The organism is Halomonas sp. ABH4_019 (genome assembly GCF_056159885.1).
Genome location: NZ_JBSWWC010000003.1, coordinates 48,065 through 61,970, shown reverse-complemented (window position 1 = coordinate 61,970; position 13,906 = coordinate 48,065). Strand labels below are relative to the sequence as shown.

General features: G+C 62.4%; 5 protein-coding genes, 2 tRNA genes and 3 rRNA genes. All 10 read right to left on the bottom strand.

The window, feature by feature from the left end; translation table 11 throughout:
• The gene (locus ACXAFN_RS12590; RefSeq protein WP_474989151.1) at window positions 1–462 is read right to left on the bottom strand and encodes a DUF2721 domain-containing protein; all 462 of its coding nucleotides are present in this window, start codon (window positions 460–462) and stop codon (window positions 1–3) included.
• Between the two features lie 160 nt (window positions 463–622).
• Window positions 623–2,185, bottom strand: coding sequence for a BCCT family transporter (locus ACXAFN_RS12585; protein ID WP_474989150.1), 1,563 nt, complete (start codon window positions 2,183–2,185; stop codon window positions 623–625).
• A 290-nt stretch (window positions 2,186–2,475) separates the two neighbouring features.
• A 5S ribosomal RNA gene (rrf, locus tag ACXAFN_RS12580) occupies window positions 2,476–2,590 on the bottom strand.
• Between the two features lie 89 nt (window positions 2,591–2,679).
• Window positions 2,680–5,566: ribosomal RNA gene (locus ACXAFN_RS12575) — 23S ribosomal RNA — on the bottom strand.
• A 207-nt stretch (window positions 5,567–5,773) separates the two neighbouring features.
• A tRNA-Ala gene (locus ACXAFN_RS12570) sits at window positions 5,774–5,849 on the bottom strand.
• Window positions 5,850–5,956: 107 nt separating this feature from the next.
• A tRNA-Ile gene (locus ACXAFN_RS12565) sits at window positions 5,957–6,033 on the bottom strand.
• A gap of 95 nt (window positions 6,034–6,128) precedes the next feature.
• Window positions 6,129–7,666, bottom strand: a 16S ribosomal RNA gene (locus ACXAFN_RS12560).
• Together the 16S, 23S and 5S rRNA genes with 2 tRNA genes alongside form the textbook arrangement of a ribosomal RNA operon.
• Before the next feature lie 771 nt (window positions 7,667–8,437).
• Window positions 8,438–9,919 (bottom strand): 2-methylcitrate dehydratase, encoded by a 1,482-nt coding sequence (gene prpD / locus ACXAFN_RS12555; RefSeq protein WP_474989149.1) that lies wholly within the window; start codon window positions 9,917–9,919, stop codon window positions 8,438–8,440.
• 94 nt (window positions 9,920–10,013) lie between these two features.
• On the bottom strand, window positions 10,014–11,192 hold the full coding sequence (gene prpF / locus ACXAFN_RS12550; RefSeq protein ID WP_474989148.1) for a 2-methylaconitate cis-trans isomerase PrpF: 1,179 nt from the start codon (window positions 11,190–11,192) through the stop codon (window positions 10,014–10,016).
• The gene (gene acnD, locus ACXAFN_RS12545; protein WP_474989147.1) at window positions 11,189–13,816 is read right to left on the bottom strand and encodes a Fe/S-dependent 2-methylisocitrate dehydratase AcnD; all 2,628 of its coding nucleotides are present in this window, start codon (window positions 13,814–13,816) and stop codon (window positions 11,189–11,191) included. Before acnD ends, prpF begins: the two co-directional genes overlap by 4 nt.
• Window positions 13,817–13,906: the final 90 nt, after the last annotated feature.

Here is a 13,906-nt window from a genome sequence, read left to right as displayed (position 1 = left end):
TCACAAGCCGTGCAGGCCCTCGTCCTCTTCTTCCTTCGCGCCCTTGGCGACGGCCTTGCCGGCGGCCCGGTGACGGCTCAGCGACTCCATGTCCTGGAGCTGGACGTTCAGGGCGTTGGTGGAGATCTTCACCTCCCAGAGGGAGAAGAACAGCGAGATCGACAGGCTGATCAGGCTGACGCCGAACAGCAGCATGCCGAGGAACTTGAGGGACAGGAAGAGCGCGAACATCGACAGGGTGCACAGCAGGAAGCTGAAGACCCCGGCCATCTGCATGCGCTTGGTCAGGGTGATGCGCTGGCGCAGCAACACGATCTGGCGCACCGCCACCTCGTGATGATCGCCACGCTCCTCGTCGGCGAGCTTGCGAATCAGCTGCGCCAGGCTCAGGAAGCGGTTGGTGTAGGCCAGCAGCAGCAGCGAGATGGCCGGGAACAGCAGGGCCGGTGTGGTCAGCGTCAAGACGACCTCCGTTATTAGACTTTGGTCGCATTATACGCCATTGAGCGTCCTCGGCGAATCCCACCGCCCAGCGAGCGAGACGGCCCGCCCGCCGGGCGGCCTCGCCCCATCGACGATGGGACGAGACCCGGTGTCAGGCGTCGGGTGCGTCTGCCCTCGCCTACTGGAGGAGTCCCTGCTCCCGGGCCATGGCGATGGCCGCTCGGGGCCCCGTCCACAGCGAGGGCAGCAGCACCAGCGATACCGGGATGGCGGTGATCACGATGAATTGTTGCAGGGCGCCGATCTGGCCGGCGCCCATGTACAGCAGGATCGCCGCCATCAGCGCCATGGCGATCCCCCAGAAGGCCCGGACCCGGGCGTCGGGGGCATCGTGGCCCGCACCGACCACCGAGATCGCATAGCTCATCGAGTCCCCGGTGGTGGCCACGAAGATGGTGGTCAGCAGCAGGATGGCGAGCGCCATCAGCGGTCCGCCGGGCAGCGCCTGGGCGACGGTCAGGGTGGCGACGTCGAACTGGAAGTCCTGCAGCGCCGCGGACAGGTCGATGGCGCCGGTCAGCTGGTAGTGGATCCCGGAACCGCCCAGCAGGGTGAACCACAGGGTGGTGGCGATCGGGGCCATCACGGCCACGGCAAGGATCATCTGCCGAATGGTGCGCCCGCGCGAGATGCGCGCCACGAAGATCGCCATCAGCGGCCCATAGCCGATGAACCAGGCGAAGAAGAACACCGTCCACCACTGCATCCACCAGGCCGGCGCGGTCTGGTTGGTCATGGTCGCCATGGTGAAGAAGGAACTCAGGTATTCCCCGAAGCCCTGGGTGAAGGCATCGATCAGGAAACCGGTGGGCCCGAACAGGAAGATCACGGCGGCGATCACCAGGGCCAGGATGACGTTGAAGCGACTCAGCCACTGGATGCCGCGATGGATCCCGGTCATGGCCGAGGTCACGTAGACCGCCCCCAGCGCGGCCAGAATCACCAGTTGGGTGGTGTAGCCCTCGGGCAGGCCGAACAGCTCGTGAAGCCCGAAGCTGACCTGGGTCGCCAGGAAGCCGATCGGCCCCACGGTGCCGGCAACCACGGCGATCACGCACAGGGCGTCCACCAGGCTGCCCAGCCATCCCCGCATGCGACGCTCACCGAGCACCGGCGTGAGCAGGGTGCGCGGTTGCAGCGGCAGGCCGCGACCATAATGGGCATGGGCCAGCACCACCGCGGTCAACGAGCCAAGGACGGCCCAGGCCAGAAACCCCCAGTGCATGAAGGATTGCGCCAGGGCCCCGGCGATCGCCTCGGCGGTGCCGGGCTCGGTATCGAAGGCCGGTGGGGTGACCACGAAGTGGTAGACCGGCTCGCCGGCGGCGAAGAACACGCCGCCCCCGGCCAGCAGCGTGCACATGATGATCGACAGCCACTTGAAGGTACTCAGCTCGGGGCGTTCGAGATCACCGACCCGGGCGCTGGCCGCCGGCGATGCCACCAGACCCATGGCCACCAGGAAGGTCAGCAGCAGCAACCATTGAAAGTAGCTGCCCAGTGTCTTCGCGGTCCAGGCGAAACCGGCGGCGATGCCCCCGGCCACCATGTCGACGTCATACAGTGACAGGGCGACGAAGCCCAGGATGAAGCCGATGCTGACGACGAGCACCAGGGGATCCCCCAGGCGTCTCTTGGCGGCGGGCGCGGTTGTCATCGAGTTGGAGGGATCTTCACTCATGCACTGCTGTCGGCCGAATTCGGCCGCTCTCTCCTTCTTGGGTAGAAAAGGGTCTTGGATAGAAAAGGGGCAATACCCGTCATCGCCGGGATGGAACCATGCTGACGCCTCGAGCAGCGCCAAAGACAAAGCGCTAAGGCCATCGGGCTGATTCGGTCAACGGGAAATCGTATGAGAAAGGGCGGCGTCGGAGCGGCATGCCCAACGAGGGAATACTGGATGATGGGGCGGGAACGGCGAAATGAAAAGCCCCCGAGTTCTCGCGAACCCGGGGGCTTTTCCGAATAAGTGCCTGACGATGACCTACTCTCGCATGGGAACTCCCACACTACCATCGGCGCTGAGCGGTTTCACTGCTGAGTTCGGCATGGGATCAGGTGGTTCCCGCACGCTATGGTCGTCAGGCGAAAAAGGGCAATGCAAATCATGCTGACGAGATGCGTCTCGCGTATCCGGCGTCGTCTGTTGTCATCGACAGACCACTTGGGTGTTATATGGTCAAGCCTCACGGACAATTAGTATCGGTTAGCTCAACGCCTTGCAGCGCTTCCACATCCGACCTATCAACCAGCTGGTCTTGCTGGGTCCTTCAGGAGGCTCGAGGCCTCGGGGAGATCTCATCTTGAAGGGGGCTTCCCGCTTAGATGCTTTCAGCGGTTATCCCGTCCGTACATAGCTACCCGGCAATGCCACTGGCGTGACAACCGGAACACCAGAGGTACGTCCACTCCGGTCCTCTCGTACTAGGAGCAGCGCTTCTCAAATCTCCAACGCCCACGGCAGATAGGGACCGAACTGTCTCACGACGTTCTAAACCCAGCTCGCGTACCACTTTAAATGGCGAACAGCCATACCCTTGGGACCGACTTCAGCCCCAGGATGTGATGAGCCGACATCGAGGTGCCAAACACCGCCGTCGATGTGAACTCTTGGGCGGTATCAGCCTGTTATCCCCGGAGTACCTTTTATCCGTTGAGCGATGGCCCTTCCATACAGAACCACCGGATCACTAGAACCTACTTTCGTACCTGCTCGACGTGTCTGTCTCGCAGTTAAGCACCCTTATGCTCTTGCACTCATTGCACGATTTCCAACCGTGCTGAGGGTACCTTCGTGCTCCTCCGTTACGCTTTGGGAGGAGACCGCCCCAGTCAAACTACCCACCACACACGGTCCTCGATCCGGATCACGGACCTGAGTTAGAACGCCAATGATGCCAGGCTGGTATTTCAAGGTTGGCTCCACTCGATCTGGCGACCGGGTTTCCAAGCCTCCCAGCTATCCTACACAAGCAACATCAGCGTCCAGTGTGAAGCTGTAGTAAAGGTTCACGGGGTCTTTCCGTCTAGCCGCGGGTACACAGCATCTTCACTGCGATTTCAATTTCACTGAGTCTCGGGTGGAGACAGCGTGGCCATCATTACGCCATTCGTGCAGGTCGGAACTTACCCGACAAGGAATTTCGCTACCTTAGGACCGTTATAGTTACGGCCGCCGTTTACCGGGGCTTCGATCAGGAGCTTCGCCGAAGCTAACACCATCAATTAACCTTCCGGCACCGGGCAGGCGTCATACCCTATACGTCCGCTTACGCGTTTGCAGAGTACTGTGTTTTTAATAAACAGTTGCAGCCACCTGGTATCTTCGACCGCGTCGGGCTCTGGGAGCGAGTCCCTTCACCCTAATGCGGCGTGCCTTCTCCCGAAGTTACGGCACCATTTTGCCTAGTTCCTTCACCCGAGTTCTCTCAAGCGCCTTGGTATTCTCTACCTGACCACCTGTGTCGGTTTGGGGTACGGTCCCACTGTATCTGAAGCTTAGAGGCTTTTCCTGGAAGCGTGGCATCGATGACTTCCAGACCGTAGTCTGTTCGTCTCGTCTCTCGGCCTTGGGGTACCGGATTTGCCTGATTCCCCAGCCTACTGACTTTCACCAGGACAACCAACGCCTGGCTCACCTAGCCTTCTTCGTCCCCCCATCGCAATACAGTGAGGTACGGGAATATTGACCCGTTTCCCATCGACTACGCCTTTCGGCCTCGCCTTAGGGGCCGACTCACTCTGCTCCGATTAGCGTCGAACAGAAACCCTTGGTCTTCCGGCGGGGGAGTTTTTCACTCCCCTTATCGTTACTCATGTCAGCATTCGCACTCGTGATACCTCCAGCCCACTTCTCAATGGACCTTCGTCGGCGTACACGACGCTCCTCTACCGCGCATCATTCGATGCACCCGTAGCTTCGGTACCTGGTTTGAGCCCCGTTACATCTTCCGCGCAGGCCGACTCGACTAGTGAGCTATTACGCTTTCTTTAAAGGATGGCTGCTTCTAAGCCAACCTCCTAGCTGTCTAAGCCTTCCCACATCGTTTCCCACTTAACCAGGATTTCGGGACCTTAGCTGACGGTCTGGGTTGTTTCCCTTTTCACAACGGACGTTAGCACCCGCTGTGTGTCTCCCACGCTGCACTCACCGGTATTCGGAGTTTGCCTCGGGTTGGTAAGTCGGGATGACCCCCTAGCCGAAACAGTGCTCTACCCCCGGCGGTGATACGTGAGGCGCTACCTAAATAGCTTTCGAGGAGAACCAGCTATCTCCGGGCTTGATTAGCCTTTCACTCCGATCCACAAGTCATCCAAATCTTTTTCAACAGATCCTGGTTCGGTCCTCCAGTTGATGTTACTCAACCTTCAACCTGCTCATGGATAGATCGCCCGGTTTCGGGTCTATATCCAGCGACTGGTCGCCCAGTTAAGACTCGGTTTCCCTACGCCTCCCCTATACGGTTAAGCTCGCCACTGAATATAAGTCGCTGACCCATTATACAAAAGGTACGCGGTCACACTACGAGAGTGCTCCCACTGCTTGTACGCATACGGTTTCAGGATCTATTTCACTCCCCTCTCCGGGGTTCTTTTCGCCTTTCCCTCACGGTACTGGTTCACTATCGGTCAGCCAGGAGTATTTAGCCTTGGAGGATGGTCCCCCCGTCTTCAGTCAAGGTTTCACGTGCCCCGACCTACTCGATTTCACGGGATCAGGCTTTCGACTACGGGGCTATCACCCTGTATCGCTGAGTTTCCCAACTCATTCGCCTAACCTGTCACCCGCTTAAGGGCTGGTCCCCGTTCGCTCGCCGCTACTGGGGGAATCTCGGTTGATTTCTGTTCCTCGGGGTACTTAGATGTTTCAGTTCCCCCGGTTCGCCTCCTGCACCTATGGATTCAGTGCAGGATACTCAGGTTACCCTGAGTGGGTTTCCCCATTCGGAAATGCCCGGGTCGCAGGTTGTTTGCCACCTCGCCGAGCCTTATCGCAGGCTTCCACGTCCTTCATCGCCTCTGGCTGCCAAGGCATCCACCGTATGCGCTTCATCGCTTGACCATATAACCCCAAGGGGTCTGATCCGCGATGACAACAACGACAATTGCCGGATACGCTTGAGACGTATCTCATGCCCTTTCCCGGGTAGGAAAGGGACTTTGTCAGCATGATTCACATTGTTAAAGAGCAACTGTTCAGAGAACAGTGAGAAACGCTAGCGATAACGCTTGCCACTGGTCACGAAACGGTCATCGACTGTCGGGAGAATGGTGGAGCCTAGCGGGATCGAACCGCTGACCTCCTGCGTGCAAGGCAGGCGCTCTCCCAGCTGAGCTAAGGCCCCTCTGAACTCCCATACGCGACATGGGGAATTTTATTCAGGACAAGGCGTTTTGTGGCGACGCATAGCCTGCTATGCGAGTCACAAAACAACGCGGTACTGGATAAAATTGGTGGGTCTGGGCAGACTTGAACTGCCGACCTCACCCTTATCAGGGGTGCGCTCTAACCAACTGAGCTACAGACCCATTGGTCACGCTGGGTCTATACCCAAACAGTCTTTGCTCTGGCCGATCAGGTAATTCATTGTGGACACTTGCCGAGGGTCGGTGACGTCGTCGATTAAGGAGGTGATCCAGCCGCAGGTTCCCCTACGGCTACCTTGTTACGACTTCACCCCAGTCATGAACCACACCGTGGTGATCGCCCTCCGAAGTTAGGCTAACCACTTCTGGTGCAGTCCACTCCCATGGTGTGACGGGCGGTGTGTACAAGGCCCGGGAACGTATTCACCGTGACATTCTGATTCACGATTACTAGCGATTCCGACTTCACGGAGTCGAGTTGCAGACTCCGATCCGGACTGAGACCGGCTTTATGAGATTAGCTCCACCTCGCGGTATTGCCACCCTCTGTACCGGCCATTGTAGCACGTGTGTAGCCCTACTCGTAAGGGCCATGATGACCTGACGTCGTCCCCACCTTCCTCCGGTTTGTCACCGGCAGTCTCCCTAGAGTTCCCGACCGAATCGCTGGCAAATAGGGACAAGGGTTGCGCTCGTTACGGGACTTAACCCAACATTTCACAACACGAGCTGACGACGGCCATGCAGCACCTGTCTGAGCGTTCCCGAAGGCACCAATCCATCTCTGGAAAGTTCGCTCGATGTCAAGAGTAGGTAAGGTTCTTCGCGTTGCATCGAATTAAACCACATGCTCCACCGCTTGTGCGGGCCCCCGTCAATTCATTTGAGTTTTAACCTTGCGGCCGTACTCCCCAGGCGGTCGACTTATCGCGTTAACTGCGCCACAAAGGTCTCGAGGACCCCAACGGCTAGTCGACATCGTTTACGGCGTGGACTACCAGGGTATCTAATCCTGTTTGCTACCCACGCTTTCGCACCTCAGCGTCAGTGTCAGTCCAGAAGGCCGCCTTCGCCACTGGTATTCCTCCCGATCTCTACGCATTTCACCGCTACACCGGGAATTCTACCTTCCTCTCCTGCACTCTAGCCTGACAGTTCCGGATGCCGTTCCCAGGTTGAGCCCGGGGCTTTCACAACCGGCTTATCAAGCCGCCTACGCGCGCTTTACGCCCAGTAATTCCGATTAACGCTCGCACCCTCCGTATTACCGCGGCTGCTGGCACGGAGTTAGCCGGTGCTTCTTCTGTGAGTGATGTCTCTCTTGCAGGGTATTAACCCACAAGCGTTCTTCCTCACTGAAAGTGCTTTACAACCCGAGGGCCTTCTTCACACACGCGGCATGGCTGGATCAGGCTTTCGCCCATTGTCCAATATTCCCCACTGCTGCCTCCCGTAGGAGTTCGGGCCGTGTCTCAGTCCCGATGTGGCTGATCATCCTCTCAGACCAGCTACGGATCGCGGCCTTGGTGAGCCATTACCTCACCAACTAGCTAATCCGACATAGGCTCATCCGATAGCGCAAGGTCCGAAGATCCCCTGCTTTCTCCCGTAGGACGTATGCGGTATTAGCCTGGGTTTCCCCAGGTTATCCCCCACTACCGGGCAGATTCCTATGCATTACTCACCCGTCCGCCGCTCGACGCCTGGAAGCAAGCTTCCATCGTTTCCGCTCGACTTGCATGTGTTAGGCCTGCCGCCAGCGTTCAATCTGAGCCATGATCAAACTCTTCAGTTTAAAAGCTTGATAGTGCATTGAGTGCACCAAACTTGGCTCAAGGTTCAAACGTCTCGTTTGACGAGTCGCTTGCCTTGATATTCAGTGACTGGTCACCGAACCTCTCGACAAGCGCCCACATGAATTACCTGATCGATTGTTAAAGAGCAGCTCCGGGCTCTCGTGAAGAGTGGAGCATCTCGCATTGCCGTGCCGCTTGGCCCGGCGCCCTGCGAGGAAGGCGTATTCTACGTGATCGGCGCCTCAAGTCAACCCTGCGTTTCGCTGTGTTCGAAGCGAACCGGGCGACCGAAACAGCGGCTCCAACCCTGCGAGCCGACCTCCGATCGAGTGGGGCGCATTCTACCGAATCCGCTGCGCTTGTCAACCAGGCCATTTCGAAACGCTTCGAAAAACCCTCGGCAAAACAAGCACTTTTGCCACTCATCACCGCCTGCAACGTTGCCCGTCGCCGGCAGCGGATGCGTACTTTACGGATTCTCCCGGCACCACGCAAGCCCCCGCATCAAAAAAATATAGATCAGCACGGCGCCCACCGCCAGGATATCGTCATGCCCATACGGCATCGCCCCTGCCGCCGTCGATACCGGTGTCCCGATACCGGGCACCAGTGTCCTGTTTCGGAGGTTCGTGGAAGAGATGGCGAGCACATTGGGTCGCCAGGCAAGGCGCCGCGACGAGGCATAGCAGCGCTATGACGGGGAGTGGCAACGCGGCATGGCGGCTCAAAGAGCCGCCAGAATGACTACAGCCAACCTCTGATACAGGACACTAGGTCAGCAGATCGAGGAATCGGTTGACGGGCATCGCCTCCAGCCGAGGCCGGTCAAGGCAGAGCTCGAGGATCCGGGCACAGCGCGCGGATGGAAAACGCGTGGCCAGGTGTCGGTGAAACTTGGCCTCCAGCAGCGGAAGCCCCTCGCCACGTCGACGACGATGCCCGAGTGGATATTCGACCTCGACCCGCTCGGTGGCACTGCCGTCGGCGAAGAACACCTGGACGGCATTGGCGATGGCACGCTTGTCCGGATCGAGATAGTCACGGGAATAGCGCGGCTCCTCGATGACCTCCATCTTGCCGCGCAGGGCGTCGAGGACCGGGTGGGCATCATGAAAGCCATCCTCGTAGTGCTCGGCGGCCAGCTCGCCGAAGGCCAGGGGTACCGCGGTCATGTACTGCAGGCAGTGATCGCGATCGGCCGGATTGGCCAATGCACCTTCCTTGGAGATGATGCGGATCGCCGACTCATGGGTGGTGATCTCGATGCGCGCGATCTCGTCCAGGCGCCCCTCGACCTGAGGGTGTAGCGCCACCGCCGCCTCGCAGGCGGTCTGGGCATGGAACTCCGCAGGGAAGGCGACCTTGAACAGCACGTTCTCCATCACATAACTGCCGAACTCACGCTGGAAGCGCAGGCGCCGCTCGGCGTCGGGCTTGAGGCTGTGATCCCTGTTGCTCTTGGTGAAGAGCACATCGTAGAAGCCCCATTGCGGAGCGCTCAGCGCACCGGGCACGCCCATCTCGCCACGCAGGGCGATATCGGCCAGTCGCACGCCCCGCGAGGTGGCATCCCCCGCCGCCCAGCTCTTGCGCGAGCCGGCATTGGGGGCATGGCGATAGGTCCGCAGACTCTGGCCATCGACGAAGGCATGGGACAGGGCGGAGAGCAGCTGCTCGCGATCGGCCCCCATCAGCCTGGCAGCCACGGCGGTGGAGGCGACCTTGACCAGCACCACGTGGTCGAGACCGACCCGGTTGAAGGCATTCTCGAGCGCCAGCACGCCCTGGATCTCGTGAGCCTGGATCATCGCCACGAGCACGTCACGCATGGTCAGCGGCGCCTCGCCGCGCGCCAGGCGGACCTGGGAGAGATGATCGGCCACCGCCAGGATGGCCCCGAGGTTGTCCGAGGGATGGCCCCACTCGGCGGCCAGCCAGGTGTCGTTGTAGTCGAGCCAACGCACCAGGGCGCCGATGTCCCAGGCCGCCTTGACCGGGTCGAGTCGAAAGGCGGTCCCCGGTACCCGGGCACCATGCGGCACCTGGGTACCCTCCACCAGCGGCCCCAGGTGCTTGGTGCATTCGGGAAAGCGCAGCGCCAGCAGGCCACACCCCAGGCTGTCCATCAGGCAGTAGCGGGCGGTCTCGAAGGCCTCGTCGCTGTCGATGCGAGCGTCAAGCACATAGTCGGCGATCCGCTGCAGCTCGTCGTCGTAGTCAGGGCGAACGTTGCTTTCGACGGTGGCGCTCATGCTTCACTCCTGTCGCGATGCCGGGTGGGCCCCTATTCACTATAGAGGAACGCCCCGCGGGAAAGGCCGGGACGCGGGGTCGGGCACTGCGAGATCAGGCGCTGTCCCTGGGGACGCGCACCCAGCCCTCCATCAATACCCGAGCGCTGCGGCTCATGGTGGCCTTGAGCGCGGTCCAGCCGCCGCCGCTGCGGCGAGCCTCGGCGCCGACCCGCAGGGCCCCCGAAGGATGGCCGAAGCACACCGAGGTGCGCTCGCCTCCACCGGCGGCGAGGTTGACCAGGGTGCCCGGCACCGCCGCCGCGCTGGCGATGGCCACCGCGGCCGTGCCCATCATGGCATGATGCAGTTTGCCCATGGACATCGCCCGCACCAGCAGGTCGATCTCGGCGGCGGCCACGGTCTTGCCGCTGGAGGCGACATAGTCCGCGGGAGGCGCCACGTAGGCCACCTTGGGCGTGTGCTGGCGGCTCGCCGCCTCCTCGGGCCGGGCGATCAGCCCCATGCGCAGCGCGCCCTGGGTGCGGATCGCCTCCAGCCGCGCCAGCGCCACGGGGTCGGCGTTGATCGCCCCCTGAAGCTCGGTGCCGGTATAGCCGATGGCCGCCGCCTCGACGAAGACGGTGGGGATACCGGCATCGATCAGCGTCGCCCGCAGCGTGCCGATGCCCGGCACCTCGAGCTCGTCGACGACGTTACCGGTGGGGAACATGGCGCTCTCCCCGTCCGCGGGGTCCATGAAGTCCACCGCCACCTCGGCGGCCGGGAAGGTCACGCCATCGAGTTCGAAGTCGCCGGTTTCCTGGACCTCACCGTCGGTGATCGGCACATGGGCGACGAGGGTCTTGCCGATATTGGCCTGCCAGATGCGCACCTCGGCGACGCCGTTATCGGGGAGGCGTTCGGCCTCGACCAGGCCGTTGCTGATGGCGAAAGGCCCCACCGCCGCCGAGAGGTTGCCGCAGTTGCCGCTCCAGTCGACGAAGGGCGTGTCGATGGAGACCTGGCCGAACAGATAGTCGACGTCGTGATCGGGTCGCTCGCTCCTCGACAGGATCACCGTCTTGCTGGTGCTCGAGGTGGCGCCACCCATGCCATCGATCTGCTTCTGATAAGGGTCGGGGCTGCCGATCACCCGCAGCAGCAGGGCATCGCGGGCCGGGCCCGGCTCACGAGCGGCCTCGGGCAGGTCGTCGAGGCGGAAGAACACGCCCTTGCTGGTGCCGCCGCGCATGTAGGTGGCGGGAATGCGAATCTGCGGAACCTGGCTCATGCGCTGGTCGCCTCCTCGGATTGCAGGAAATCCTCGGCGAAGCGCTGCAGCACGCCGCCCGCCTTGTAGATCGAGACCTCCTCGGCGGTGTCCAGCCGGCAGGTGACCGGCACGCGCTCGGTGCTCCCGTCCCGACGGTGAACCACCAGGATCAGGGCCGCCCCGGGGGCCGGCGTGCCCTCGACATCGTAGGTCTCGGTGCCGTCCAGCCCGAGGCTATGGCGGGTCGTGCCTTCCTCGAACTGCAGCGGCATCACGCCCATGCCGATCAGGTTGGTGCGGTGGATGCGCTCGAAGCCCTCGGCGACGATCGCCTCGACGCCGGCCAGCGCCACGCCCTTGGCCGCCCAGTCCCGGGACGAGCCCTGGCCGTAGTCGGCCCCGGCGATGATGATCAACGGCTGGCGACGCTCCATGTAGGTCTCGATGGCCTCCCACATGCGGGTGACCCGCCCTTCCGGCTCGAGTCGCGCCAGCGAGCCCTGGATCACTTCGCCCGCTTCGTCGCGCACCATCTCGTTGAACAGCTTGGGGTTGGCCAGCGTCGCGCGCTGGGCGGTCAGGTGGTCGCCCCGGTGGGTGGCGTAGGAGTTGAAGTCCTCCTCCGGCAGGCCCATCTTCGCCAGGTACTCGCCGGCGGCGCTGTCGGCCATGATGGCGTTGGACGGCGAGAGATGATCGGTGGTGATGTTGTCCGGCAGGATCGCCAGCGGCCGCATGCCCCTGAGCCCACGCTCGGCCGCCATGGTGCCCTCCCAGTAGGGCGGCCGGCGGATGTAGGTGCTCTGGGGGCGCCAGTCGTAGAGCGGGCTCTCGGCGGCCTCCACGGCGTCGAGATCGAACATCGGGATATAGACCTCCCGGAACTGCTCCGGCTTGACGTACTCGCCGACGATGGCATCGATCTCCTCGTCGCTGGGCCAGAGGTCCTTGAGCGTCACCGGGTTGCCGTCCGGATCGATGCCGAGGGTTTCCTGCTCGATGTCGAAGCGCACCGTGCCAGCGATGGCGTAGGCGACCACCAGGGGCGGCGAGGCCAGGAAGGCCTGCTTGGCATAGGGATGGATGCGCCCGTCGAAGTTGCGGTTGCCGGAGAGTACCGCCGTGGCGTAGAGATCGCGGTCGATGATCTCCTGCTGGATCTTAGGGTCCAGCGCACCGCTCATACCGTTGCAGGTGGTGCAGGCGTAGGCGACGATGCCGAAGCCGAGCTTCTCCAGCTCCGGCAGCAGGCCGGCCTCCTCCAGGTACAGGCGCGCCACCTTGGAGCCCGGCGCGAAGGAGGACTTCACCCAGGGCTTGCGCACCAGACCCAGTTCGTTGGCCTTGCGGGCCAAGAGCCCGGCGGCCACCACGTTGCGCGGGTTAGAGGTGTTGGTGCAGCTGGTGATGGCGGCGATGATCACCGCGCCATCGGGCATCAGCCCCTCTTCTTGCGCTTCCGGCGCCTTGCCGCTGCCCTTGGCTGAGGGCATGGCGATGCCACGATCGGCAAGGGCCGAGGTGGGCAGGCGACGATGCGGATTGGACGGCCCGGCCAGGTTCCGCTCCACAGTCGACAGATCGAACTCCAGCACCCGCTCGTACTCGGCGCCGGCCAGGTCGTCGGCCCACAGGCCGGTGGTCTTGGCGTACTGCTCGACCAGCGCCACCTGCTCCGGCTCGCGGCCGGTCAGCCGCAGGTAGTCGAGGGTCTGGTCGTCGATGTAGAACATTCCCGCCGAGGCCCCGTACTCCGGCGTCATGTTGGAGATGGTGGCGCGGTCGCCGATGGTCAGGCTCGCCGCGCCCTCGCCGAAGAACTCCAGGTAGGCGCCCACCACCCGCTCCTGGCGCAGGAACTCGGTGATCGCCAGCACGATGTCGGTGGCGGTGATGCCTGGCTTGCGCCTGCCGGTCAGCCGCACGCCGACGATATCGGGCAGGCGCATCATCGAGGGGCGGCCCAGCATCACGGTCTCGGCCTCGAGGCCGCCGACGCCGATGGCGATCACCCCCAGGCTGTCGATATGCGGGGTGTGGCTGTCGGTGCCCACGCAGGTATCCGGGAAGGCGATGCCCTCGCGGGCCTGCACCACCGGCGACATCTTCTCCAGGTTGATCTGGTGCATGATGCCGTTGCCGGCGGGAATCACGTCGACGTTCTCGAAGGCGGTGCGCGTCCAGTCGATGAAGTGGAAGCGGTCTTCGTTGCGACGATCCTCCACCGCCCGGTTCTGCTCGAAGGCGTCCTGCTCGAAGCCGGCGTGCTCCACGGCCAGGGAGTGGTCGACGATCAGCTGGGTCGGCACCACCGGATTGACCTTGGCCGGGTCGCCGCCGCGTTCGGCGATGGCGTCGCGCAGCCCGGCCAGGTCGACCAGCGCCGTCTGGCCGAGGATGTCGTGGCAGACCACCCGGGCCGGGTACCAGGGGAAGTCCAGGTCGCGCTTGCCGTCGATGATCTGCTCGAGGGCCGCATCGCGCAGGTCCGGCTCGCAGCGGCGCACCAGCTGCTCGGCCAGCACCCGGGCGGTGTAGGTCAGGGTGTCGTAGGCGCCGGGGCGAATCGCCTCGACCGCCTCGCGGGTATCGAAGTAGTCCAGCCCGGTGCCGGGCAGGGGCTTGCGGTAATCGGTATTCATGGCATCTGGCATCCGTGGGCTGGAGAAAAGCGTATCTAGCAAGCATCTCAGTGGGGGCCCGGGGAAGTCTCCCCGGGGATCGTCACTTCG

Bases quoted from the DNA above. Each gene is read 5' to 3' on its own strand.
- prpD (WP_474989149.1), bottom strand. From the start codon at position 9,919: ATGAGCGCCACCGTCGAAAGCAACGTTCGCCCTGACTACGACGACGAG.
- prpF (WP_474989148.1), bottom strand. From the start codon at position 11,192: ATGAGCCAGGTTCCGCAGATTCGCATTCCCGCCACCTACATGCGCGGC.
- ACXAFN_RS12585 (WP_474989150.1), bottom strand. From the start codon at position 2,185: ATGAGTGAAGATCCCTCCAACTCGATGACAACCGCGCCCGCCGCCAAG.
- acnD (WP_474989147.1), bottom strand. From the start codon at position 13,816: ATGAATACCGATTACCGCAAGCCCCTGCCCGGCACCGGGCTGGACTAC.